General features: G+C 41.9%; 21 protein-coding genes and 1 pseudogene. 11 read left to right on the forward strand and 11 right to left on the reverse strand.

The features are described from left to right. Together V7K67_RS27190 and V7K67_RS27195 are read left to right on the forward strand one after the other, a co-directional pair. On the forward strand, nt 1-171 hold the full coding sequence (locus tag V7K67_RS27190; RefSeq protein WP_335169236.1) for a hypothetical protein: 171 nt from the start codon (nt 1-3) through the stop codon (nt 169-171). A 58-nt stretch (nt 172-229) separates the two neighbouring features. Next, a complete protein-coding gene (locus tag V7K67_RS27195) occupies nt 230-613 on the forward strand; it encodes a hypothetical protein (protein ID WP_335169238.1) in 384 nt (127 codons plus the stop codon). Between the two features lie 1316 nt (nt 614-1929). On the opposite strand, the gene V7K67_RS27200 is transcribed toward V7K67_RS27195, so the two are convergent. Further along, a complete protein-coding gene (locus V7K67_RS27200; RefSeq protein ID WP_334730667.1) occupies nt 1930-2673 on the reverse strand; it encodes an amino acid ABC transporter ATP-binding protein in 744 nt (247 codons plus the stop codon). A gap of 210 nt (nt 2674-2883) precedes the next feature. Here V7K67_RS27200 and V7K67_RS27205 point away from each other — a divergent pair. After that, nucleotides 2884-3153: pseudogene (locus tag V7K67_RS27205) on the forward strand (DUF2887 domain-containing protein); the annotation flags it as partial. Between the two features lie 113 nt (nt 3154-3266). Here V7K67_RS27205 and V7K67_RS27210 read toward each other — a convergent pair. From V7K67_RS27210 to V7K67_RS27220, 3 genes are all read right to left on the reverse strand, one after another. Then, nucleotides 3267-4442, reverse strand: a complete 1176-nt coding sequence (locus V7K67_RS27210; protein WP_334730665.1) for an amino acid ABC transporter permease — start codon at nt 4440-4442, stop codon at nt 3267-3269. Nucleotides 4443-4582: 140 nt separating this feature from the next. Continuing rightward, on the reverse strand, nt 4583-5509 hold the full coding sequence (locus tag V7K67_RS27215; protein WP_334730664.1) for an amino acid ABC transporter permease: 927 nt from the start codon (nt 5507-5509) through the stop codon (nt 4583-4585). 89 nt (nt 5510-5598) lie between these two features. Beyond that, the gene (locus V7K67_RS27220) at nt 5599-6678 is read right to left on the reverse strand and encodes a transporter substrate-binding domain-containing protein (protein ID WP_334730687.1); all 1080 of its coding nucleotides are present in this window, start codon (nt 6676-6678) and stop codon (nt 5599-5601) included. A gap of 771 nt (nt 6679-7449) precedes the next feature. Between V7K67_RS27220 and V7K67_RS27225 the strand changes: the two genes are divergently transcribed. Then, nucleotides 7450-8007: a hypothetical protein gene (locus V7K67_RS27225; protein ID WP_179066625.1), complete on the forward strand. Its 558-nt coding sequence runs from the start codon at nt 7450-7452 to the stop codon at nt 8005-8007. Between the two features lie 78 nt (nt 8008-8085). Beyond that, the gene (locus V7K67_RS27230) at nt 8086-8730 is read left to right on the forward strand and encodes a DUF3318 domain-containing protein (protein ID WP_179066624.1); all 645 of its coding nucleotides are present in this window, start codon (nt 8086-8088) and stop codon (nt 8728-8730) included. Nucleotides 8731-8974: 244 nt separating this feature from the next. Here the strand turns inward: V7K67_RS27230 and V7K67_RS27235 are convergent, their stop codons facing one another. Continuing rightward, the gene (locus V7K67_RS27235) at nt 8975-9772 is read right to left on the reverse strand and encodes a 7-carboxy-7-deazaguanine synthase QueE (RefSeq protein ID WP_334707457.1); all 798 of its coding nucleotides are present in this window, start codon (nt 9770-9772) and stop codon (nt 8975-8977) included. A 199-nt stretch (nt 9773-9971) separates the two neighbouring features. Here V7K67_RS27235 and V7K67_RS27240 point away from each other — a divergent pair, with 199 nt between their 5' ends. Continuing rightward, nucleotides 9972-11021 (forward strand): anti-sigma factor antagonist, encoded by a 1050-nt coding sequence (locus V7K67_RS27240; protein ID WP_334730663.1) that lies wholly within the window; start codon nt 9972-9974, stop codon nt 11019-11021. Nucleotides 11022-11146: 125 nt separating this feature from the next. On the opposite strand, the gene V7K67_RS27245 is transcribed toward V7K67_RS27240, so the two are convergent. The 6 genes from V7K67_RS27245 to V7K67_RS27270 form a co-directional block, all read right to left on the reverse strand. Continuing rightward, nucleotides 11147-12604, reverse strand: coding sequence for a YcjF family protein (locus V7K67_RS27245; protein WP_334730662.1), 1458 nt, complete (start codon nt 12602-12604; stop codon nt 11147-11149). Between the two features lie 443 nt (nt 12605-13047). Next, nucleotides 13048-13200 carry a hypothetical protein gene (locus V7K67_RS27250; RefSeq protein ID WP_335169242.1) on the reverse strand — a complete coding sequence of 51 codons (153 nt, stop codon included), beginning with the start codon at nt 13198-13200 and terminating at the stop codon, nt 13048-13050. A 568-nt stretch (nt 13201-13768) separates the two neighbouring features. Further along, nucleotides 13769-14722 (reverse strand): asparaginase, encoded by a 954-nt coding sequence (locus tag V7K67_RS27255; RefSeq protein WP_334707460.1) that lies wholly within the window; start codon nt 14720-14722, stop codon nt 13769-13771. A gap of 130 nt (nt 14723-14852) precedes the next feature. Continuing rightward, nucleotides 14853-15353: a CGLD27 family protein gene (locus V7K67_RS27260; protein WP_334707461.1), complete on the reverse strand. Its 501-nt coding sequence runs from the start codon at nt 15351-15353 to the stop codon at nt 14853-14855. After that, nucleotides 15350-15808: a ribosome silencing factor gene (gene rsfS, locus V7K67_RS27265; RefSeq protein WP_335169244.1), complete on the reverse strand. Its 459-nt coding sequence runs from the start codon at nt 15806-15808 to the stop codon at nt 15350-15352. The genes V7K67_RS27260 and rsfS overlap by 4 nt, the downstream gene beginning before the upstream one ends. A gap of 640 nt (nt 15809-16448) precedes the next feature. Continuing rightward, nucleotides 16449-17723: a glycosyltransferase family 4 protein gene (locus V7K67_RS27270; RefSeq protein WP_334730660.1), complete on the reverse strand. Its 1275-nt coding sequence runs from the start codon at nt 17721-17723 to the stop codon at nt 16449-16451. Between the two features lie 372 nt (nt 17724-18095). Between V7K67_RS27270 and V7K67_RS27275 the strand changes: the two genes are divergently transcribed. The 5 genes from V7K67_RS27275 to V7K67_RS27295 all read left to right on the forward strand — a co-directional run bounded on the left by V7K67_RS27275 (nt 18096) and on the right by V7K67_RS27295 (nt 24329). Continuing rightward, entirely contained in the window at nt 18096-19271 is a 1176-nt protein-coding gene (locus tag V7K67_RS27275) for a DNA cytosine methyltransferase (protein ID WP_334730659.1), read from the forward strand. Nucleotides 19272-19441: 170 nt separating this feature from the next. Continuing rightward, entirely contained in the window at nt 19442-20122 is a 681-nt protein-coding gene (deoC, locus tag V7K67_RS27280; RefSeq protein WP_292848093.1) for a deoxyribose-phosphate aldolase, read from the forward strand. A gap of 118 nt (nt 20123-20240) precedes the next feature. Further along, on the forward strand, nt 20241-21185 hold the full coding sequence (recO, locus tag V7K67_RS27285; RefSeq protein WP_334730658.1) for a DNA repair protein RecO: 945 nt from the start codon (nt 20241-20243) through the stop codon (nt 21183-21185). Continuing rightward, complete coding sequence (locus tag V7K67_RS27290) at nt 21172-22824, forward strand: MFS transporter (protein WP_335169254.1); 1653 nt, start codon at nt 21172-21174, stop codon at nt 22822-22824. The genes recO and V7K67_RS27290 overlap by 14 nt, the downstream gene beginning before the upstream one ends. A gap of 356 nt (nt 22825-23180) precedes the next feature. Next, nucleotides 23181-24329 (forward strand): glycosyltransferase family 4 protein, encoded by a 1149-nt coding sequence (locus V7K67_RS27295; protein WP_334730657.1) that lies wholly within the window; start codon nt 23181-23183, stop codon nt 24327-24329. The last annotated feature ends 114 nt before the right edge of the window (nt 24330-24443 follow it).

Raw genomic sequence — 24443 nt, forward strand, 5'->3', positions numbered from 1 at the left:
ATGTTTGAACGTTTAAAAGAGTTCTTCAGCCCGGTTGAGGAAACGACAACCGCTCAAGAAATGCATTGCTTGAGTGCAGAACCTTTGTCACGCAAAGAGGCGGAACGCCTAGCGCTCAGTATCAATGTTGGGGTCGCTAGGCAGAAAAAAGCTGATAAAAATGCCTTGTAAAACCACGTTTGAGTATGCCGAAAACTGGCGGCTCACCTGTAGAAGGGGATTACGTTTGATGCCATTTTGTACATGCAATCCCATGCATGGAAGGGCAGTAGTTCTCCATCACGTTAAATACAAGCGCAGTCCTGTAAGGCGAATATTGGGAATGCTTCTATTTCATAGCCCCAAGGCGACTGTCTCTGGGCGGGAAGTCATTGGCTATGATGCCTTCCCCCTTTGTGAAAACTGCCATCACAACAACTACGGACGGAGCGATCGCCCAAACAGTGTTCATTACATGAGAGTGTGGAAGCAATTAGGCGGATTAGATAACCACAATGTTCCTTCCTTAGCTTGGCGATTAAGATTTAAGTTTTGGTTTTGGGTAATAGTTTTGCGAGCGGGCAGATGTCTGTTCTCTATATTCCGCAAGGACAAGAAAAATGACTCATTCTGAAAGTTTATCGGGAAAGGCAGAGGGCAGGAGGCTCAGTTGGCTTTTATGGAATTCTGACTCGTGTCAAGAAGCTCGTGACCGTTCGCGCAGCGTCTCGAAGAGAAGGGAACAAGGGTTTAAGACCCCCACCAAATTTTCTTGTTTTGTGGCCTCAATTTAGGAGGGGTTTGAATCCCCTTCTAAATTGAACCTTCTGCCCTCTGCCCTCAGCATAGCTGCCTTCTTCAAATGTTGAAATTAAACCAAGAACAGATGGAATTCCTAATAATTGTAGACAGTCTAGTTTTAGCGAAAGCTGAACTATAGCAAAGTTACAGAAGTTTATTGAATCACATAACAAGCACTCAAACAAAATTCTTTAAAACACCTAATGATAATACTTTCAGCGATTTTATCGGTTTGTAAACTTGCTAATTTTGATGACCAGTCACATAAGAGTCACAAGGGTTAAGTTAAGGGCGATCGCTTGGCCTACGAACTTAAAGATACCTTGCAAATCCGACGATATTCCGAATTGTGGGAGTAGAAACAAAATAGCTCCAGGAAAATTTTCCTGAAGCTATTTTCAGGAATTCAGATCCGTGAATCTTTACTAATCCTGTAATAATTACTACTATTAAGCTGCAGGTGGAGTGGTACTTACTGGTGTCTCCACAGGGGGAGTAGCGGTAGTGGCGGAAGGTGGAGCTTGTGTTTCCCCCTGAAAAAGTTCTTCAAGGTCTGCAAATAGGGTCGCAACGATTTGAAACCCCTTCTGAATAGTGGACAGTTTAATTTGCATGATTATTTTCCAATTTAGATTATGAGCCGATCAAGCAATGCTAGGCACGCGATCGCACCATGTGCCTGAGCAAGTTCACTGAAAAATCAGCCGGGAAAATCCTGGTTATAAGTATTTCTAGGCACATGAATAATTTTTCAACAATGCCTCCGGGATTCATTCTTCTTAATCTTTCGTCGTCAATAGCAGATTAGTACAAAATTAGTTCAGTGATTTTTGCTGCTCCTCAAGATCCAATCTGTGCAGGGCTTGCGTCTTCCTATATTTCCGACTTGTAATCGGAAGGTCGCGAGTTCAAATCCCGCTGCTGGCTTTGATGACTGTACGTAAAAATTCCCTTAGTACAGGTGTGATATTTTCTTCCCGCCAGACTATAGCCGTTTCTACTAATGGCGTTTTCTCCTCCAGAGTGCAATAAACTACACCAGCCCTCTGAAGCTTTTGCAATGAAGACGGCGCGTGAAGTTGTGGGACAAAAGGGTTAGAAGTGAAACGCAGAGGGGCGCAAAGTTGAACGCAAAGTAGCGCAGAGGTTTTAGAGAATTTGTGACAAAAACTTGCGTGTTCTTTCTTCTTTGGGGTTGTTGAAAAATGCGTCAGGGGTGGCTGACTCGACGAGGGAACCGCTATCCATGAGAATAACTCGGTCGGCGACTTCACGGGCGAATCCAACTTCGTGAGTGACGACTACCATTGTCATCCCATCACGGGCTAGACCTCGCATTACATCCAAAACTTCTCGTACCATTTCTGGATCTAAGGCTGAGGTGGGTTCGTCAAACAGCATAATTTTGGGTTGCATAGCTAAAGCACGTGCGATCGCAACTCGTTGCTGTTGTCCACCAGACAACTGTCCTGGATATTTTTGCGCCTGTTCTAAAATTCCTACTCTTTCTAGTAGTTGCATTGCCAATTCTTCGGCTTTTGTCTTTGGCGATCGCCGTACCCAAATTGGTGCTAAAGAGATATTTTGCAGCACTGTCAAATGAGGAAATAGATTAAATTGCTGAAATACCATTCCCACCTCTTTGCGAATAGTTTCAATATTTCGCAAGTCATGACCAAGGGTAATCCCGTCGATTTCAATTCTTCCCTGTTGGTATTCTTCTAAAGCATTAAATGTGCGGATAAAGGTAGATTTACCGGAACCAGATGGCCCCATTAGCACTACTACTTCTCCACGATTGACTGTCAAGCTGACACCCTGAAGAGCATGGAATTTTCCATACCACTTGTGAACATCTTCCGCAATAATTATTGACGCTTGTTTTGTTGTCACAGATTTGCACCTCCGAATTTTTTAGTAAATTAGCGATGTCTCGCTACAAGCTGATGAAATGAATATCAAATAATTGCTGATCTTAGATAGTAGTAATAATAATTTATTGCCATACTTATGCCTAATCAATAATAACTCTAATTAATCAGATTTTACAGTGCGATCGCCTATCTAAAATTTTGCTGGTGAAGAATATCACCACTCGACAAAACTACAACATATCAAGAAGTGCCCCAAGTATCAAGTCGCGCCATAATAGAATTGATAACGACCATAATGGTGTACAAATTTGAACAATTAAGCCGATCTTAGGTGGAAATCATGTTAGGGATAACTTTACAGCAAACGAGAGTTTATCGAGAAATTAAAGAAGAAGGACGACAAGAAGGAGAACAGGAAGCAACTATTAAATTGATTGTTCGACTCTTGACTAAGCATCTTGGACAAGAACTGTCTGAAGAAATGCAAGCAACGATTTCTCATTGACCAAACAAGGCAAAATTTAAAGATTAAAAGGAGTCAGAATACTAGAACCATTCTAAATTCTGGCTCTTAATTTTTTCTGGGATAATTTATTTTTTAAAATCTCTTAACTACTGACTTAACTGTTTTTCTAGTCGCCGAGAAGCTAACGACATGGAGTAACAAAATAACCAATAAATAAATCCAATAAATAGATAAACTTCTGCATAGCGGCCGAGAAACTGTGGTTGTGCCAATATTGAACGGGCAATACCTGTAAGTTCCACTAATCCCACTAAAGATAAGAGTGAAGTGTCTTTAAATAAGCCAATAAATTGACCAACGATCGCAGGTATAACACTACGTAAGGCTTGAGGTAGGACAATTAATATCACTACTAAGGGTGTATTGAAACCTAGTGCTTTCGCAGCTTCAATTTGCCCACGAGGAATTGATTGGAGTCCACCACGCACGTTTTCTGCCATATATGCGGCACTAAATAGTACTAGTCCAGCTATTGCTCGTAATACCCGATCTAAACGCACATCTGCTGATAAAAACAAGGGAAGCATTACCTGAGCTAAGAACAAAATTCCAATCAGTGGCACTCCCCTAATAATTTCAATATACAGGATAGAAAACCAACGGACTACAGGCAAATTGCTTGTGCGCCCTAAAGCGAGTAAAATCCCGATGGGAAAGGAAAGTACAATACTAACTGCTGCCATTAGTAGGGTAAGTAGTAAACCGTTCCACAAATTTGTAGGTACAGGCTGCAATCCAAACCCACCACCAATTAGCCATAAAATTATCGGGAAAGACAATAACCATAATAGGGAAAGCCAAGGACTTAGTAACTTAGTAAACTTTCCTCCAACCCAAGAACCTGCAAATACTAAAACTGCAATTAACAATAACCAAAGGCGGGATGTAAAATCCAGTGGTAAAACAACTAACAAAACGCCGATGATAAAAGCAAACAAAGCAATTCCCCGCTTTGTTGACTGTTGTTTACTAAAGAATACACCGCCAGTTATAGCGCCTAAAGTCGAAGCGATCGCTAGCACAATCCAAGTTCGCCAATATAGCGTTTGCGGAAATCTACCAACTAAAAATAAACGTAAATTAACCTGAATTATCGCCCATTGTGCTTGAGTAGTTGCCCAAGTTATAATTCCTCGCACTACCCAAAATATCAACAACAGACAGACAACAGTTAACAAGCTGTTGTACCAAGTACTGAACAGGTTTTTACGCAACCACAACAATTTTAGATTTTGGATTTTGGATTTTGGATTACTTGTCATCTTAATTATTTATTCTCCCTCCATACCTCTGCTAGACCAATTAAAAAAAAGATTGCGACAGATTAAAAGCAAAAAGCAATTACCACTAAATTTTTCTCTACGAGACGCTACGCTAACAAAATCTAAAATCTAAAATTGTATTATCTCTCTTTAATTTGCACGCTGCGATTGAATAAATTCATCACTACAGAGATAGTCAAACTCAGGGTGAGATAGGTGAGAATAATCAGTAATATCACTTCTACGGCTTTCCCTGTTTGGTTAAAAGTGGTGGAGGCGACAAAATAAATATCGGGGTAGCCGATCGCGATCGCTAAACTGGTATTTTTGGTCAAATTCAGATATTGACTCGTTAACGGTGGAATGATTACCCGCAAAGCTTGGGGAAAAATTACCAACCGCATTACTAACCCTGGTTTTAATCCTAGCGATCGCGCTGCTTCCCATTGTCCCTTCGGTACTGATTGAATCCCACCTCGCACAATTTCCGCAATAAACGCACCTGTGTAGAAAGTTAATCCCAACAGCAACGTTGAAAACTCTGGTGATAGGGTAAACCAAGGAAATTCTAAGCCATTTTGACTAACGCCAATAAAACCCCAAAGGGATATCTTATTTTCTGTTTTGGGAAAACTGAGAAACACAGCAAAGTACCAAAACAGCAATTGCAGCAGTAAAGGCGTATTGCGGAAAACCTCTACATAAACCATCGTGATATTCCGCACCAGCCAGTTGTCAGAAAGTCTGGCAATCCCAGCACTTATCCCAACAATGGTTGTCAGAAAAATTCCTGCGATCGCCACCCGCAAGGAGTTAATTAACCCCACCCACAAAGCACGACTGTAGGTATCAGTGGGTTTGTAGTTAATCAGCGTCTCGCCAATATCAAAAGATGCTTGTTGCTTAAGAAAATCAAATCCAAACGGAATACCCAATTGCCGCAAATTGCGCTTGAGATTATCCCACAGTATTACTACTACAACTACTGCTAAAAATACAGCAATGAGTTGTAAAGTAATCCTCCAAAATCGGACATCACGCCATATAGACGGTTTTAAATTAGTCATTAGTCATTAGTCATTGATTATTCTCTTCATCTCCCTCATCTCCCTCATCCCCCTCATCTCCCTCATCCCCCTCATCCCCCTCATCTCTTCTACCGAAACGGCGGAGAATAAAGCAGTCCACCTTTGTTCCAGAGTTGATTTTGACCACGAGCTAGATTGAGTTTTGTCTTGGGGCCGAGGTTGCGATCGTAAATTTCGGCATAGTTACCAACATGCTTAATGATTCTGGCTGCGAAGTCGTTAGTTAAGCCGAGTCCTTCGCCAAGGTTGCCTTCGGTTCCTAAAAAGCGCTTAATATCTGGATCGGTACTAGTAGCGAACTGACCTATATTCTGGGAAGTAATGCCCAATTCTTCGGCTTTTACTAGAGAATAAACCACCCACTTAACAGCATCACTCCATTTAGCATCCCCTTTAGCAACTGCTGGCGCAAGGGGTTCTGAAGAGATCACTTCATTGAGAATCACGTTATCTTCTGGTTTCGGTAAAATTGTACCCCGCGAAACTAATGCTGAACGATCAGCTGTAATCCCGTCGCAACGACCTTCGGTATAAGTAGCAAAGGTAACGTTAACGTCTTCAAAGACAACGGGTTTGTAAGTGATGCCCCTTTTCCGCATTTGGTCTGCTAAGTTCTGTTCGGTAGTAGTTCCAGTTTGAACGCAGATAGCTTTATTCTTGAGATCTGTCAGGGACTTAATGTTACTACTTTTGCGAACCATGATGGCTTGTCCGTCGTAAAAGACCACAGGTGCAAATTCTAGACCTAGTGTGGTTGCGCGACTAAGTGTCCAGGTAGTGTTGCGGCTGAGAATGTCTACTTCGCCAGTTTGCAAAGCTGTAAACCGCTCTTTGGAATTGAGATTACGAAATTCTACTGCATCTGGCTTATCAAACAAAGCTGCGGCGATCGCTCGACAAACATCTACATCAATGCCACTGTATTTACCATCGGTTCCCACAAAGCTAAACCCTGGTACTTCACCACTGACACCGCAAATTATCTGGCCACGTCTTTTAATGTTATTCCAGCGATTTTGATTTTCTGGTGCAGCTGGAGTACTGCCTGGAGTGCTGGGTGTACTTGCTGTTTTTCCTGAATCTCCATCACAAGCCGCGATCGCAAATACTAAAGGTGCGATCGCTAGAATTAAAGCTGATTTACGCATGAACTTCATAAATTACTAGATCAAAGAATTGTATTGCTCACTACAATCATTTAGTGAAAACAATTTTGTTGCTTGTAATATAAAACTGTAGCAGCCTATGTGCTATATTCATTCGCTTTCAAAAGCGGTAATTGAAGTTTTTACTTGTATTCTCAAAAGCCTCAGATGCTTGTAGAAATTATCTAAATTGGCTTCAGCTTTCAAGTTTGATTAAAAATCCTGCCATCATACTTGATCGAACAATACACTCATTAAACCTAGAAGAGAATATTAAAACTTAAGTGAGTTAGTGCTATATCCTTCACTGCCTAAGATTTGAAAAATAGTGATTATCGCTTCTTTAAGAATGAGCAATATTCTTTCAAAAAATATCATTAACAGCGCCGAACGATCATCTATTTTTCTGATCTTTGCAATGCCCAACACCCAGGGATTGGGGACTAGGGACTAGTCCTGGATTTCTCACCACATCTCATTAATTAAATAAGTAATGAGTAATGAGTAATAAGTAAGATTCTTTACTTATTACTCATTACTCATTACTCATTACTTCACCCGCGAAGGGAGCAGGGGAGCTTGTGAGAAATGCGGGTAGTGACTGGGATATTTTTGCTAATGCCCAATCCCCAGTACCCAATCCCCAGTACCCAATCCCCAATCCCCTTGCACACTTCTATGCAATCAGAAGTATCCACACCAACCCAAACAACTACCCCTAGCAGGTTAAACTAGGTCTGGTAACAACTGCTCCACGTTCCTTATGAGGCTTTTATGGGAGCTAACCTCGAACAGATTGCCAACTATTTAGACAACCTTGGTTGGGACTACCGTTTTGATGATGAAGAAGACCGAATTATAACAGGTGTGGAGGCTGATAACCTAGAAGATTTCCTAATAGTTGTCCAGTTGGATGAAGAAGGAAAATTTTTTCGGGTATTTGCCCCTCAAGTTCTGGCAGGAATCCAAGACCATCCTCACAAGGGAGTTATCCTACAGACGATGCTTGCCATTTCTTGGGAAACCAAAATGTTGCAATGGGAATATGACCCATCTGATGGCGAAATCCGTGCCATTATTGAGTTTCCTCTAGAAGACTCGATTCTTACAGAAAAGCAATTTCATCGTTGTCTGAGTGGGTTAATTCAGATTGTAGATAGCATAGCGATACCTCGCCTGAAAGAAGTGATGGCAACAGGTCTTGATCCGGGGAATATAGAACTTGGGGAAAGACTGTTACTCAGTATCCAAGAAGAAGCCCCAGGATTGTTAGATTTACTAGAAAAAGCAATGGAAGCGCGAAAAAAGCGAGGAAGTTTTCCTAGTGAGTGAGACGGATCATCACTTAAATAGCTATACTCCAAAGTGATACCCTCACTATATACATGAAATTTTCTGGGGCTGGATATTATGACATCCTACGCAACCTCCTCTGCCAAAGCGGAAATGAGTGAACTACGGCGGTTGAAAGGCTTATTACCGCCAGAATTGCAAAGCTGGGTTACGGTTGAAGGCACAACTGAAGTCAATCCACCCCTGGTTCGCTGCGAAGAAATTGGTAAAGACCAGGTAGAAATTCAAATTGACTTGGTGAAATGGGATGCCCTCGCAATGGATCAGCGTAATCTGCTGTTCTGGCATGAAGTTGCCCGCGTTCAAAATGACACAATTCCCAAAGATGGTTGGGAAATGGCAGCACTAGCCATCGGTCTAGGTGGTGCTGTAGGCGAATTGTGGGTACAAGATGGATTGCTGCTGGTGTTAGCTTTGTCGCTTTGTGGTGTGTCAGGCTGGCGACTGTACCAAAAGAATAATGGGGAAAAGCAACTAAGAGAATTGCTCAATGCTGATGAGAAAGCGATCGCACTGGCAACTCGTTTTGGTTATAGCCTCCCCAATGCCTACAAGAGTCTTGGTAGCGCCTTAAAAACCCTGATTGACAATACTCCTAGTAAGCGCCAACGGTCAAGATACGAAGCAAGACTCTCTGCCCTCAAACGCAGTGCCAATAAGGCAAAAGCTAAATCTAAAACTCCAGATGAGGACTCACTGTAATTAGTTAGGAGTTAGGAGTTAGGAGTTAGGAATTATGGCGTTGCTGATTGCGGTATGAAAAATAATTTTGCGTTATTTCAAAATCCTTGTAGAGACGTTGCAATGCAACGTCTCTACATCCAAATTCATACCTCGATTCAGCAACACCGGAATTATGAGTGAAATCCAAACTTCAAACTCCTCATTCCTCGCTCCTCACCAAATCTTACTTTTTTCTTGACTACATCTTTATCAAAATCAAATTTTACAACTGGTTCAGCATTTTATGCGTCTGGGGGATCACACGCACATGCTTGATAAACCCCTTCATCAAAGCTTGCCAGATCAAAACTTGATCGCTGGAAGGCGCAAGCACAGGAATTGGTGAAAATTGTTCTGATACTGCCAAAGGCGTAACAGGTTGTAAAAATACTGAGATATCTGGACTAACCTCTGCCACCAAGGAAGCTGAACGTTCTAACTCGGCGGGATCTGTGTTTTGAGACACAATTATCTTGACAAAAACATTTAAATATGAGTCATAACATAACTGGAGAGATTTACTATGTTCTTGCCAATGACTTTCGCCGCTAACACTGGGCAATTTGAAATCCATGCCTACGGAGTCTAAGTAGGGGAGAATCATTGCTAGTTGTTCTGGGCGATGTCCGCCAGTTTCTAAGTATATAGGTAGGCCAGTTATGGCTCGCACTTGAGGTAGAAACTGCGTTAAAAATGGGGCATGAAGAAGGGGTTCGCCTCCGGTTAAGCTAATGCTATCGTGTAGACAAGGTAGATTTTGCTGTTCCACCCATTCGAGTAATATGGGTAATGGGACAGGGTTAGAGTGGATTTCAAAGTCGCGCAATCCAGGCGATCGCTCTATCCGACAAGTATCAGGTGCATTCCAAGTGTGGGCGCTATCACAAAACTGACAACGCAAATCACACAAAGCAAAACGAATAAATATTTGACGCGTCCCTACATTCAGTCCTTCCCCTTGAATGGCAGAAAAGACCTCAATCAGGCGTGCGGTAGGTGTAACCGTATTTTTAGCAATCATAAAATGAGAGCAACGCGATCGCGCTGCGTCGGCACAACAGCAAGGGTGTTTTTTGGCTTCTTGTTCTATTGTGAATCGTCGCTAGCGATCTCCAATCTCAGCCCCGGTAAATAGCAATTAGTCCTGATTACTACTGATTCCGATATTTAGGTTAGGTAATTTTGTAGGACAAAATAATGTTTGGCATATTACATTATACATGGCAACGAAAGTGCAGAGCTTCATGACTAGCCAACCGACAGAGGTCGATTTTCCAGTTAATTCCCTAAACGACACCGCTATAATACAGGTGCCGATGCGGTTAAGCGTGCTGGAGGCTTTAGGCTTTAAGCAAACCTGCCAAGGCTTAATCCAGACCAATTCACATCCCAAGCAAATCATCATTGACTTTCACCAAACTACTTTTATGGATAGTAGTGGTTTAGGTGCCCTGGTCAGTAATTTTAAATCCGCTCAAGCGAAAGAGATTACATTAACACTGCGGAATGTAACACCTCAGGTAATGGCAGTCCTAAAACTCACGGGATTGGATCAAGTTTTTCCCCTTGAATCTGTGGCTGATGGGTCGCTAAGAGAACCAGAAGACTTAGTAGATAATCGGAAGACAACTCCCCGGAAAGTAGAGCCGTTACCCGCTACTCACCCTTCTGTGGCATCTTGGATGAAACGGTTCTTAGACATTATCGGGTCAATAGTCGGTTTATTAATTACAGGAGTTTTGTTTATTCCCATTGCGATCGCTATTCAAATTAACGATCCTGGTCCCATTTTCTTTAGTCAAACCCGTTGTGGTTGGATGGGGAAGCGGTTTGAGATTTGGAAATTCCGCTCCATGTGTGTGGATGCGGAAGCGAAGAAATCCCAAGTTCAAAACCAAGTACAAGGTGCTTTTTTCAAGAATGAGAATGACCCCAGAATTACCAAGGTAGGGCGATTTTTACGGCGAACTAGTCTTGATGAATTACCCCAATTTTGGAACGTCCTCAAAGGAGAAATGAGTTTAGTAGGCACTCGACCACCGACACCCGATGAAGTGGAACGCTATGAAGTACCGGAGTGGCAACGTTTAGATGTGAAACCCGGTATGACTGGCGAATGGCAAGTCAAGGGGCGTTCTACAGTCCGTAGTTTTGAAGATGTAATTCGTTTGGATTTGCAGTATCAAAAAAATTGGAGTTTGGTGTACGATTTAAAGCTAATTCTCAAAACTATAGCTATTCTATTTAATAGAAACAGTGGTGCTGTTTAGCTAATTACCCTTATTCACAATTTTTTGGTAACTTCCAACTCTCACAATAATTATTAGATATACCCAAGCCCATAATGAACTTGGGTAAATTTTAGGTTTCTACAGCACCAAGTAAGTAAGTGAAATTATCCTACAGCCTTCTGAACTCCTACTACTTCAATTTGTTGCACTTCTGGCAACAAACGCTTCACGCCTTGCTTAACAAATCCCTGCAAAAAACCAATCTGCTGATTTTGCTGAAATACCTTTTGCAAAGTTTGCCGCAAATTCTCCAAATTCAAACCAGTCCCAGAATTGATCGCTATTTCCTGCTGTTGGAAATATTCAACTAAACTTAACCCTGCGACTCTAGTCAGATAAGCTGCACTTACTCCCTGAACTACGCCACCAGCAACAAAGGTAACGGCATTACTTTTCAGAACAGTACTAATTGCCTTTGTCGAAAGTTCAACTAAACCCAATTTCAGCATCAAACTTCCCATTGTTCCAGCTACAGTTTGCGCTTGTTCTAGGGAAAACTTTTGCTGATAGATGTTACCCAAATCCATTACCATTTGAGCATTAATTGCCGCAGTCGCCAAAATATCAAGGGCTGGGACTGGGTTAGCAAAGGCAGCCGCCGCAGCTATCCATTGATATTGTTCAATAATTGGGGTGGTGCGATCGCGTCTGGTTCCATTCAGCCAGTTTTTCGCCTCAGCTTTCAACAACCCAGCTTTCCTCATGGTAGTTAGCCAAACCAGGCGTTGTCCTTGCTGTACCAAAACTTCATCCAACTGCTGAGTTAACTGCTGGATATCTGCTGCTGGTTGTTCCATCCACTCTTGCAAAGCACCATCAGCCTCATGCTTTCGGACTTTGATAGCAATAGGAGAGGCCGCAGTTGCAACTACATTCCCCTGCATTCGCTGTTTTAATGACAGCAAGATGCTGGCACTTTCATCGGCTAAATACTGATCTTGTTTGTTGAAAACCAGGATTGTAGGCTGATTTGCTGCCTTTAGCTGCTGTAAGGTTTGAAATTCTGAGTCTGTCAAATCACCGTTTGTCAGGAACAGAACAAAATCAGATTTTGCTACTTCTGTCAAAATAGCTGCATCTGGATTTTCACCCACTTCTCTAAATAAAGGTGCTGTCTCTTGTAAAGACACGAAATTTCGTGTCTCGACATTTTGCTTTAGCACTTGAATTAAAGTGCTTTTACCCACTGACTTACCGCCAGTCACAGCAACTTTAATTTCTTGTCTGTCTAATTCCAACAATAGTTGGTTAACTTGTTCTCGCAGTGTTTGTAACGCCGGATGGTTTTCTGATTCTTGTGCCAGTTGGTTTATTACAGTTTCAGCAATAGAAATCGCACTTTCCACAGTCGCCCGATCCACGAGCATACCATTTAGCTGCTCTAAACTGTCTTTCGGGCGATTTTGTTGGAATAACCACAAACCACCGCCTACAGCTAAGGCACTCAACAAACCAAACTCACCCACCTGCACTATAGAATCGTGCCAACTGTCCAACATCCACAAAGAAAAGGACAGTCCTAATCCTCCCACTAAAATTGGTCGCTGCAACTTCACAACCATGATTCTCCGCGCCTTTTAGATGGCTATTTCTTCCAGAATAGATTAAAATCCTGCTTCTGGGAATTTAACAGGCGATCGAACACAACTTTCTTTACCTACAGATGCTTGTAAAATTAACTCCCAAGCCTCACTATCATCAGTAGTCCAAGCTAATTCAACATAAAAAGCTACGATTATACGTAAATATTTACTAAGTACAGCATTTCATTAATTCGTAGCTAAGAAATTTGGCAAACCTCTGTGTCCCTCTGCGCTAACCTTTGTGTCCCTCTGCGTTTAAAAACGCTACGATTTTACGCGAAGCTGTACTAAGCTAACATTGAGTTATTGCAAGAGTCTAAGATTTACAGGATAAATAAATATGAATACAAAACTAGTTGAATGTATAGCGCAGATTATTTTATCCTTATCTGAAGAAGAACGCGAACTTTTAGAAACAAAAATTACTGCCGCAGCGTCCTTAACTTAATTTCCTCAATCTGAATTGCTAAATCAATCGCTTGTTGACATACGCCAGAAACGTTAAGGCTCTCCTTAAACATCTGCAAACGCTCGTGAAGATTATCGGGAAGTGTGATTGTGATTCGTTGAGCCATATTCATACATACCACCTTAAATAGTACATACTAAATATAGCAGTATGTACTGAATTAAATAGTCAATACTACTCCCATATTTATTTTTTAGTAAATACTAATTTTGCCAGTCAAGTATTTACTGTTATCTTTAAGAATCTTTAAACGCTACCTAAAGCAAAACCCCGGAATCTTTTCAAATTCCGGGGTTTTATTTCAATTTGGTGGCGGGAAGTGGATTTGAACCACTGACCTTCGGGTTATGCTTACCAACTACAACTTTCGTTGCCCAGACTTACTGGTTTGTGGTCTGGACTGTCCCTTCACCCTCGGCGTTATCGTTAGGGTGTCTGCCTTCCAGTCTCTACACCTTCTCCATTTCTGGAGCTTGGTTCGGGATTACCGCGCTATTGGCTTCCCCGAGTTTGACAGATAAACGCACATAAGTTTCTTTACGTGCCGCCCATAGCAAACTTAACTAATAAGCGTCTAGTTAACTTTGCCCGTTGAGCCCGACGAGCTACCAGGCTGCTCTATCCCGCGTTGCTCTCGACTTATTCATACTAACCTATAGTCAAGAGTTTGGCAACTACAAAAATGATAATTCTCCAATTACTTCTAAACGCTTGTATTTCCCTAAGGTGACAAACTTCTCTGAGAGGCTTTCGGCGGCACTGGGAGTAATCCAACCCATTTGCTGGAGTAAGTGAATCGCCACGGCGTATTTTGCCCGTTTTGCCCCATCCATGACTTTGATTGCCAAGCCCAAGCCTTCACCGAGTCTACCAATGCACTGCACTCCTTCGGAACCAGTTTTACTGACCAGTTCCCCAGGAGTTAAGCGCATCAGTTCCGTATCAAATTCTCCATCTCCTGCTACCATAGCGGGGTGATGAGTCATAGCCCGAACGATGCGCTCCATATCCAAGTTGGTACTAGAGGCTAACAGTGCATATAAAGATGCCATGTGACCGAGTTGCATCAGATAAGTTGGTACGCCACAGTCATCATGAGCGCTAATAAATTCCGCTGCTGGCATCCGCAGCAACTCTGCGACTTTGCCCAAAATTAACTGCTGTATTGGGTGCTTGCGTTCCAAGTAGTTATTAAGGGGCCAATGGCGTTGCTGACAAACAGCTAACATTCCTGCATGTTTTCCAGAGCAATTGTATTCTAAAGGACTCCGCTTACCTTCAGGAATTGGACACTGGAGTATAGTCGGGTCAAGATCGGCCCGCCAAAGGATGTTAAATACCTGTCGGACTTGATCTATTGTTCCTTTGTGGGAACTTGTGATAATTGCTAAGTCGCGATCACTGAGTTGATAGCGTTCCAGTGTCCCTGTGGTGGTGACAGCGAGTGCCTGAAATGGTTTGAGGGCTGAACGGATAAATGCAGCAGTTTCAGAATTTCCAGCAACGGTGAGAACCCGTCCTCGTTCGTCGCAGACAACAGCTTGGACTATATGCCTGGATTCAATAATACCTTCTCGCAGCAACCGGACTTCCAGTGCTGCGGCTTGAGTTCGTTTTCCCATTGTCATGGGTTTATATTTATCACCTTTTTTAATTAATTAGTCATTAGTCCTTTGTCTTTTGTCCTTTGTCATAAGTCATTTGTTTATTCACTAATGACTAATGACGAATGACGAATGACGAATGACTAATGACTTTTTAAAACAAATGCCAACCTATAGTACCAATAACGTACATTCCCGCCAAGCCAGCAAAGGTAAATTGTAACCGTCGCAGAATGGGTTTGATTTCGTATGCAACAATTAAGCGATCGCGGTTGAGGACTTCCTGTGGTTTAGTCCAAGTTTGGCCGTCGTACCAGCCTGACTCTTCATAAAATACTGTGGGACTGCAAAGGCGATCGCACACGTAGAACCAACCTAAATACAACCTTACCAGTATTAGTACTAACCCGACACTCGCTCCGGCTGCACCACAGAGAAGAAAATGTGCAATATACTTGTGAGGGGGAAAACTTGCCGCAGCTATGGGCCCTGCGAATAACCAAGATAGACCCCAAATCCAAACGAGTTTCGTGATATACTCGCGCCAATCTAGAGTAGTATCACGAAACAGCCAGGAAGTTTTTAACTCTTCGTATTCATTGAGCGGTTGTTGGTCTGTAGGAACTGGGCAATTAGAAACCGAAGACCTAATCATGTTGGCTTACCCTCATCCTCGTCAGATTCTGGAAGGGAAATACGTTCTGCATGAATCCAGAACGCTTCTAAATTATAAAACTCCCGTTCCTTGGGCATCATAATGTGAACGATCACATCACCGTAATCTTGTAGTACCCAACTCCCCTCGACTTTTCCTTCTGTCCTTAAAGGACGGCGTTGCAACTCAGTTTCGACTTTTCCTTCAATTGCTTGAGCGATCGCCCTGACCTGTACCCTAGAATAACCAGTCATCATCACAAAGTAATCAGCCAGGTAAGATACCTCTGCTACTTTGAGTAATAATATCTCACCCGCTTTGCGGTCTGATGCCGCAACCGCAATCGTTGCAGCTAATTTTCTGCTTGCCTCTTCGGTTTGGCCGTGGCTTATTACCGCACTCTTCGTCAGTGGGACAGATTGCAATGGGAAATTTCCTTGGAAATAATCAGTCATTAAACCTCAGGTGCTTTCTTCCTTTTGAAACAATTGTTGACATTTACTTACAAACAACAAACAATTGATCTGACAAACAAATGTGTCAATAGGTTTTTTTGAATACTAACAAAAAAACAGGTGTCTATGGGGGCTAGTTTGATAATTGGCTGTTTGGATTTCGACATCCGCAACTGCTGATTGCTGATGGTTATTGTGCAGCGATAAATCAACCAATAGCTTTCCAGCAATCATAGACAGCGAAAATAATCGCAGATTCATCAAACAGCATAATATGTGATGTAAGGCTAGTAATTCGCAGGTAAGGCTAAATCTAGGCTTTAGACTTAGACTGCCTGCTAAAAACTACGAGCCAACACAGCATACTCATGACTGAATCTACCAAAAGTGCGAGTAGTATACGGATAGATTAGTATTAAAAAATACTAAAAATTCTCCATATATGGATAACAAATTGGTTTACTCACGGATTGAATGAAGTGAAGCCGTGGGATTTTTAGTTTAACAATGCACCTGAAAACCTGCTTATCTATTGCTATATGTTTCCTAATAAAATTAGCGATCCTCAAAATCTCCTGCTACCTAGATTTGAGGGCATAATTACAATTTCTACAGATGCAATGTAACTTTGCTGCAAAGCTTAAACTTCTTGTTTCGTAACTATGCCTGTAGACTGAATTGCTCGACGATTTGCTATCAATGAGTAACATAAGGACTCATACTGATTTAAAGCTTGCTCAAAAGAATATTGCTCAACGGCATATTGGCGACTTTTGTAACCCAGAGTTTTGACTTTTTCGGGATTTTGGTACAAATCTAAAATTGCGATCGCTAAAGCTTGCGGATCTTCTGGAGGAACGATAACTCCGCCGCCACTTTGCCTGATGGCTCTTGCTGCCGTACCATTGTCGGGGACAGAGGCAACTAAGGCCCCTCCACTGGCAAGTAACACTTGAATTTTTGATGGCATATTGAAGGATACAACATTTTTCTTTTGCACCACCAAGCCAACATCGGCAGCTGCTAACATTTGTGGCAAATCTTTGCGGGGTTGAAATGGCAGTAACAAAACATTATCTGCGCCGCAGTCTAGACATTCCTGTTGCAATCGCTGTAAACCTTTGGCCTCGCCAACGATGACAAAGACAATATCTGGGATATGGCGCAATACAGAAGCAGCTTTGACGACGCTTTCTAAACCTTGGGTGAGGGCAATGTTACCAGAATAAAGTACTACAAATTTGCCATTCAGATTATGGGCTGTGCGGAAAGGGTTATCTTCTTTAGGCAAAGGGCGAATAAAATTTACATCAACCCAGTTGGGGATTTGCACAATTTTGTCAGCTTCTACACCCTTAGATCGTAAATTCTCCACAAACCCATCGGCGATGACGCTAATTTTACTAGCAGTGCGGTAGGCAAATTTTTCTAATAATGTAAACAACTGGATGAGTAATTTATTTTTAAGTAGACCGACGTGGACTGCTGCTTCTGGTAATATATCTTGTAGATTTAAGATCACAGGACAAGCACGTAACCATCCTAAAAGAGCAACTGGTACACAGCTTGGTAAAGATGGTGATGTTGAGAGGATCACATCTGGACGCCAACCGATGAGGGCGGGTACAAAACTAGTGACAACGAAACTAGCATCTAATAACACCCTATCTAATAGGTTGGGTTGTGGACGAATCCAAACGTAACTGCGTTGAATTTGAACGCCATTTTTGTATTCGTTGACATACCACTTGCCCCGATACTCTTGGTAAATTTGACGTTCGGGGTAGTTGGGCATAGCAGTTACTACGCGCACTTCATGTCCACGCTTCACTAGTCCCTCTGCTAATTCAGTCATCAGTGGGGCAATACCAATTGGTTCTGGATAGTAGTTGTAGGAGTAAATTAAAATCCGCATAAAAAATTAGTCCGAAGTACCCCGGTTTTTCTTTAATGACAAATATTTGTCTGAAACATTATTTGGAGCTTGGGAACTCCTATATTTAATTGTGACTTCAGACTCTTTCTCTGTCAGGGATTTTCCTTAAAGATTGAGTAAACTTAGATATGAAATACTTAGAGTAATTGTGAATTTTTTTTACTATTTAAGCAGTCTTCAAATTGTTCGTTTTTGATTGGTACTTACGTAGAAACCCTAAGTATATTAGGGTTGGCAAACCCTTAAGACCAGATTGGGATAGCTAGTATTAATTTCCCTGGAAGGAAGGATATAACCAATTTTAGTAATATTTGATATTAATTAACACTGTTTTATCATGCTAGTAATTTAATGAGCGATCGCCCTTGTATTTTCTCTTTTTTTGCTGGATCGGGTTTCCTAGATTTAGGTTTTGAAACCAGCGGTTTTAATATTGTTTATGTCAATGAAATCTTCGCCCCATTCATCGCCGCCTATCGCCATTCACGGGCAGTTCTGAAAATGCGATCGCCTGTATATGGATATCATCATGGTGAAGCAGCAGATGTAACAAATCTTATTACTGGAAAAGCAGCACAATGCCTTCAAGAAGTAGTCAAAGACTGCCGCAAATCTCATAATATAATTGGTTTCATCGGCGGGCCTCCCTGTCCTGATTTTTCTATTGGTGGAAAAAATAGAGGGCGTTTAGGAGATAATGGCAAGCTTTCCGCTTCTTACGTTGAATTAATTTGCCGCAATCTTCCTGATTTTTTTTTATTTGAGAATGTTAAGGGTTTATGGAAGACGACAAAGCACCGCTTATTTTTTGAATTGCTCAAGCAACAATTACAAGAAGCAGGCTATATATTAACAGAGCGGTTAATTAATTCTATTGAATACGGCGTACCCCAGGATAGAAATAGAATTATCCTAATTGGCTTCAAAAATAGTTTTCTTCAGGAAATGAAAATCGCATTTGATAAAAAATTACTTTCTGAAGAAACTTTCCCTTGGAATAATTGCATTTTATATCCTCAAGAAAAAGTTTTTGCTTATCCTTGGTGTAAGTATGAACCATTCAAAGAAAATTCTCTAACACCTTGCCCTGGTGGCATACCTGAAGAACTGACAGTTGAATACTGGTTTAGAAAAAATAATGTTCTAAATCATCCCAATGCTGAACACTATTTTCAACCAAGGGCAGGTATTACAAAATTTGCTGCTGTTCAGGAAGGAGATAATTCCAGGAAGTCTTTCAAACGTCTGCATAGATGGCGTTATTCTCCAACAGCTTGCTATGGAAATAATGAAGTACATTTACATCCTTACAAAGTCCGGCGGATTTCTGTAGCAGAAGCTCTAGCTATCCAATCTTTGCCTGCAAACTTTATACTTCCAGAAAATATGTCGCTCACTAATATGTTCAAAACTATTGGTAATGGTGTCCCATATTTGGCATCAAAGGCATTAGCTCAAACTATTATGAACTTCTTAGGAACTGGTGTGAAAAATACTGTCGATCTTCATAACATTACTACTACTTAACGTCAACTTAAATACTTATAGTAATTCTGGGATATCTGTAAAGCTGATATTCAAGACAATTCAGCAGCTTGTTTTCAGGATAAACTCGTAATAAATGTGGTTTAATATATATATAAGAAATGTTTTAATTTTTTATAAAGTTTAATAATCAATCACTGGCAGAAGACACGATGGCAGCAGACTATCCAGACATTGATATTGCGCCATTTATCGATCACTCCCTGTTAACGCCAACAGCTACTCCAGAACAGGTTGAGCAATGGTGTGAAGAAGCATATAGATTCAACTTTGCGGCGGTTTGTCTTTTCCCCGCGAATGTCAAGCAAGCAGTTGAACTCCTCCACGGTAAAAACCCGAAAGTTTGTACGGTGATAGGCTTTCCTTCTGGTGCAACGACTTCAGCAGTGAAACTGTATGAAGCTCAAGAAGCGGCTGATAGTGGGGCTACTGAGTTGGATGTGGTCATAAACTTGGGTTGGTTAAAAGCTGGCAAAACTGAAGAAGTCCACCGGGAGATTGCTGAAATTTGCGAAGAGACTGGGCAAACGGTTAAGGTAATTTTGGAAACTAACCTGTTGACGGATGCGGAGAAAAAAATAGCTGCTGAAATAGCTATGGAGGCGGGAGCGGCATTCTTAAAAACCAGTACTGGTTGGAATGGTGGTGCAACAGTGGCAGATGTACGACTTTTGCAGGAATTGGCCAAAGAAAGGGTGGGAATTAAAGCTTCAGGTGGTATCCACACAATCAATCAAGCCCTAGACTTAATCGTAGCTGGTGCTACTAGATTAGGCACATCTCGCGGTATGGATTTAATCCGCCAGCGCGATAACCTGGGGAAAGGTGAATAGTCATTTGTCCTTTGTCATTTGTCCTACCCTGCGGGAAGCCGCAGAAGCGTCTATGTCATTTGTCCTAATCTAATGACCCTTGACCAATGACTAATGACTAAATAACTACTAATGACTAATGAGTAGAACTTACAAAGCAACTGGTATTAATCTTAAAACCCAGGCGCTAGGAGAATCGGATAAAATAGTGACGATTTTGACACGGGAATTCGGTCTAATTCGAGCCGTGGCTCCAGGGGCACGTAAGCACAACTCCAGCCTTGGTGGTAGGAGTGGGATGTTTGTTGTGAATGAACTATTGATTGCCAAAGGGCGATCGCTTGATAAAATTACTCAAGCACAGACTTTAAAAACTTATCCTGGTTTAGCTAAAGATTTGGGAAAACTGGCCGCCAGTCAATATTTAGCAGAAATAGTTCTGTGTGAAGCTTTGAGCGAACAACCCCAAGAAGAACTTTATGATTTGTTTAATGAACATCTTCATCGTTTGGAGATGGTGTCTAATGAAAATCCATCTGGTGTTTTAGCTCATCTGGCTCATGGTGTATTTCATCTTTTAGCCTTAGCAGGACTAACACCACAAGTGCAAATCTGTTGCCTATCTCAGCACCCCCTCAAGCCAGACTTTACAGATCCCAACTGGCAGGTAGGATTTAGTATCCCCGCAGGTGGAACGGTTTCCTTAGAAGCTAGGGAACGTTTACGAAAAGAGGGAGAGAGAGGGGCAGAGGAGCAGAGGGGCAGAGGAGCAGGGGGGCAGAGGGAGATTAATAACCAATTCCTCATGCCCAATGCCCCATCCCCAATGCCCAATACCCAAACAGTTGTTGTGCATCGGCAAGAAATACCTGTGATTTCTTGCCGTTTGGGTGCTATGGAACTGGCTTTGCTTCAACATCTGTCACAACCAGAGATAATGCAAGTTGATGGTGCTAAAGATCATCACTGGTTATCTGTTGAGCAGACTTTGCGCCAGTATGCTCAGTATCAATTAGGTCGCCCTATTCGCTCTGCTACCTTGATCGACTCTTATTTTGCTGCCAACCATGATGCAACCGTCTGATTTGGATAAAAAAATCCTACCTTTGTCACCAAGCCTCGTCAAAAAACAGAATAGGGTATCAGATCCGACAGTCAGGAATCACTTGAGTGCCGTTTCTAAGTGTACACCTAGTCAAATAAATAGCCAAGAAATGTCCCCAAAAGACGTTTCTAAAAACGATCAAAGTTGGACAACAGAAATCCCAAAAACTGATGTTCCAAGTCAATCAGAAACACAATCTGAGGACAAATTAACCACTGCTGAGGTAGATAATAACGGCACTCGTAATGGGCATAATTTGCCAGTAGCCGCGATCGCAGAAAAAGAACCACCGCAATTAGATGGATCTGGTTCAGGTGGAGAAGCTATTGCAGGGAATGTAAAACAGCAGGGATTTTTACCTGTATTAAAAAACCCTAATTTCTTGGCTATTTGGGGTGGTCAAGTTTTTTCACAACTGGCAGATAAAGTTTATTTGGTGCTGATGATTGCCTTAATTAATACTCAGTTTCAAGGAAGCAATCAGAGTATTAGTGGTTGGGTGTCAGTCTTGATGATGGCTTTTACGATTCCAGCCGTATTGTTTGGTTCCGTTGCTGGCGTGTTTGTCGATCGCTGGTCGAAAAAGGCTGTGCTGGTAGCCACGAATATTTGGCGTGGCATTCTGGTTTTGTCAATTCCCTTCCTGCTGTGGTTGACTCATGATTGGAAACCCATAGGAGTGCTACCAGTGGGTTTTGTAATCATTTTGGGTGTGACTTTTTTAGTTTCGACTTTAACGCAGTTTTTTGCCCCGGCAGAACAGGCGGCAATTCCCTTAATCGTAGAAGAACAGCATTTACTCTCGGCAAATTCGCTTTACACAACAACCATGATGGCATCGGTGATTGTTGGGTTTGCCGTTGGAGAACCGTTGTTAGCGATCGCAGATGGACTTTGGCTGCAAATTGGCGGTAGTGGTAGTTTAGGTAAAGAACTTTTGGTAGGTGGTAGTTATGCGATCGCTGGACTAATTTTGTTCCTCCTGGCAACTAAGGAAAAACACCACCACCCCGATACAGAATTCCCTCACGTATTCTCTGACTTGCGGGACGGTTTTGCCTATCTCAAAGCAAATCATCGCGTCCGCAATGCTTTGCTTCAGCTGATTATCTTGTTTTCTGTCTTTGCAGCATTAACCGTTCTAGCCGTTCGGATGGCAGAAATAATTCCCAACATGAAAGCCTCCCAGTTCGGCTTTTTACTAGCAGCTGGCGGTGTTGGCATTGCGGCGGGAGCAACAATTCTCGGTCAATTTGGTCAACGCTTCTCCTACACCCAGCTAAGTCTGTACGGTTGTATGGGTATGGCAGCATCCTTAATTGGTCTATCAGTATTTACAACTCAACTGTGGCTAGTCTTGTTACTGGTGACGCTATTAGGTATCTTTGGGGCGCTAGTGGGAATCCCGATGCAAACCGCAATCCAAACAGAAACACCTCCAGAAATGCGCGGTAAAGTTTTTGGCTTGCAGAACAATGTAATTAATATTGCTCTCTCCTTACCTTTAGCATTGGCTGGTGTCGCAGAAACCTTTCTGGGACTACAGGTAGTTTTTTTGGGATTAGCTGCGATCGTCTTTTCAGGAGGTATATTAACCTGGTATAACTCACACAAGTAGTTATCAGCTAACAGCAGTTATTATTCATTACCTTGAAGTAATTAATATTTACTTAAAGCTTTTGTGTTCATGGTAAACTATGGTCAGTGAAAATTTATCACATACTTGCTGGATATGAATCTGACATTAGTCAGAATAAGTTGTTTCAATATCAGAAATTAACAACTTATAAGTAGAATAAATAAAGCCATAAATCCACTGGTTTAATCAGCTTAAAATAAGCTTTTTAAACTGGTAGAAAGTTGTGGAAATTTTTAATAAATAAAAGAACCAGCAAGTATAGCTAGATAAAAGATAAATCACAAAGGACACAAAAGTAATAGCTCAAACCTGCTTTTATTACAGCTAAATAAAGAATGCGTATAGCCTGGATTGGAAAAAAAACACCCTTTTGCGGCAATGTCACCTACAGTCGAGAAATTACAAATGCCTTGCTAGATAGGGGACATCAAGTTAGCTTTCTTCACTTCGCCCAGGAAGAGTCTGAACCTGATAATTGGCCAAATCTTCGAGAGGTTTCCCTGCCTTTCATTTACAAGTCGCAGGTTTACACAATTCCCACTTTTAAAGCCACCAAAGTTTTAACCGATTCACTGCGGGAAATCAAACCAGATGTAGTCCATGCTTCCTTGACGTTATCTCCTCTAGACTTTTTTCTACCGGAAATCTGTGAGGAACTGAGGTTGCCCCTAGTTGCCACTTTTCATACACCCTTTGCTGGCAAGGGGGCAAAGCTGATATCGGGAACACAACTTTTGGCTTATCAGCTCTACGCGCCTTTTTTGGTTAACTACGATCGCGTGATTGTATTTTCCCAAATTCAGCGAGAATTATTGGCAGGGATGGGCGTGCGGGAAGAAAATATTGCTGTAATTCCCAATGGTGTTGATACCGCCAAGTATTCTCCAGGACTTTCTAAAATCAAAGCAGAATTTAAAGCCGAACGCCTGTTTGTCTATCAGGGTAGAATAGCGCCAGAGAAAAATGTCGAAGCCCTCCTCCGGGCTTGGAAACAGTCGGCAATGGCACCTGGTAGTAAGTTACTAATTGTTGGCGACGGCCCTTTGAAGTCTTCCTTAGAGCCGTTTTATGGTTCAGAATACGGCATTATCTGGTTGGGATTTGTCGCTGATGAAGACCGACGCATCGAAATTTTGCGGGGCGCAGATGTATTTGTTTTGCCTTCATTGGTAGAGGGTTTGTCTCTATCTCTGTTAGAAGGAATGTCATCTGGGTTAGCTTGTTTAGCAACAGATGTGGGTGCAGATGGAGAAGTCTTGGAAAAGGGCGCAGGTATAGTTATTAATACTAAAACAGCGCGATCGCAATTAAAAACCCTCTTACCAGTGTTGCAAGACCATCCAGAGTTAACAACGTTACTGGGGCAAAAAGCTAGACAGCGTGTATTAGACCGCTATACCCTGAGTAAAAATATTACTCTACTGGAAGAACTTTATAAAGAAGTTTTAGCACAGCGACCTCTACCGTTAAGTCGCAGAGCTTAGGGGTAGAATTTCACTTACCTAAGCGTGATATTAGATGCCCAACTTCTTCAAGAAGTCGGGCATTTGGGCAATTATCGGCAAAAATTAATATATTAGTTAATATAAAACAGGACT

The organism is Nostoc sp. (assembly GCF_036917155.1).
Lineage (GTDB): Bacteria > Cyanobacteriota > Cyanobacteriia > Cyanobacteriales > Nostocaceae > Nostoc.

Coding starts and splice junctions, on each gene's coding strand:
- V7K67_RS27190 (WP_335169236.1), top strand. CDS start 1: ATGTTTGAACGTTTAAAAGAGTTCTTCAGCCCGGTTGAGGAAACGACA.
- V7K67_RS27210 (WP_334730665.1), bottom strand. CDS start 4,442: ATGACAAGTAATCCAAAATCCAAAATCCAAAATCTAAAATTGTTGTGG.
- V7K67_RS27230 (WP_179066624.1), top strand. CDS start 8,086: ATGACATCCTACGCAACCTCCTCTGCCAAAGCGGAAATGAGTGAACTA.
- rsfS (WP_335169244.1), bottom strand. CDS start 15,808: ATGACTGATTATTTCCAAGGAAATTTCCCATTGCAATCTGTCCCACTG.
- V7K67_RS27275 (WP_334730659.1), top strand. CDS start 18,096: ATGAGCGATCGCCCTTGTATTTTCTCTTTTTTTGCTGGATCGGGTTTC.
- V7K67_RS27270 (WP_334730660.1), bottom strand. CDS start 17,723: ATGCGGATTTTAATTTACTCCTACAACTACTATCCAGAACCAATTGGT.
- V7K67_RS27240 (WP_334730663.1), top strand. CDS start 9,972: ATGGCAACGAAAGTGCAGAGCTTCATGACTAGCCAACCGACAGAGGTC.
- deoC (WP_292848093.1), top strand. CDS start 19,442: ATGGCAGCAGACTATCCAGACATTGATATTGCGCCATTTATCGATCAC.
- V7K67_RS27295 (WP_334730657.1), top strand. CDS start 23,181: ATGCGTATAGCCTGGATTGGAAAAAAAACACCCTTTTGCGGCAATGTC.
- V7K67_RS27220 (WP_334730687.1), bottom strand. CDS start 6,678: ATGCGTAAATCAGCTTTAATTCTAGCGATCGCACCTTTAGTATTTGCG.
- V7K67_RS27225 (WP_179066625.1), top strand. CDS start 7,450: ATGGGAGCTAACCTCGAACAGATTGCCAACTATTTAGACAACCTTGGT.
- recO (WP_334730658.1), top strand. CDS start 20,241: ATGAGTAGAACTTACAAAGCAACTGGTATTAATCTTAAAACCCAGGCG.
- V7K67_RS27215 (WP_334730664.1), bottom strand. CDS start 5,509: ATGACTAATTTAAAACCGTCTATATGGCGTGATGTCCGATTTTGGAGG.
- V7K67_RS27195 (WP_335169238.1), top strand. CDS start 230: ATGCCATTTTGTACATGCAATCCCATGCATGGAAGGGCAGTAGTTCTC.
- V7K67_RS27250 (WP_335169242.1), bottom strand. CDS start 13,200: ATGGCTCAACGAATCACAATCACACTTCCCGATAATCTTCACGAGCGT.
- V7K67_RS27260 (WP_334707461.1), bottom strand. CDS start 15,353: ATGATTAGGTCTTCGGTTTCTAATTGCCCAGTTCCTACAGACCAACAA.
- V7K67_RS27235 (WP_334707457.1), bottom strand. CDS start 9,772: ATGATTGCTAAAAATACGGTTACACCTACCGCACGCCTGATTGAGGTC.
- V7K67_RS27255 (WP_334707460.1), bottom strand. CDS start 14,722: ATGACAATGGGAAAACGAACTCAAGCCGCAGCACTGGAAGTCCGGTTG.
- V7K67_RS27245 (WP_334730662.1), bottom strand. CDS start 12,604: ATGGTTGTGAAGTTGCAGCGACCAATTTTAGTGGGAGGATTAGGACTG.
- V7K67_RS27290 (WP_335169254.1), top strand. CDS start 21,172: ATGCAACCGTCTGATTTGGATAAAAAAATCCTACCTTTGTCACCAAGC.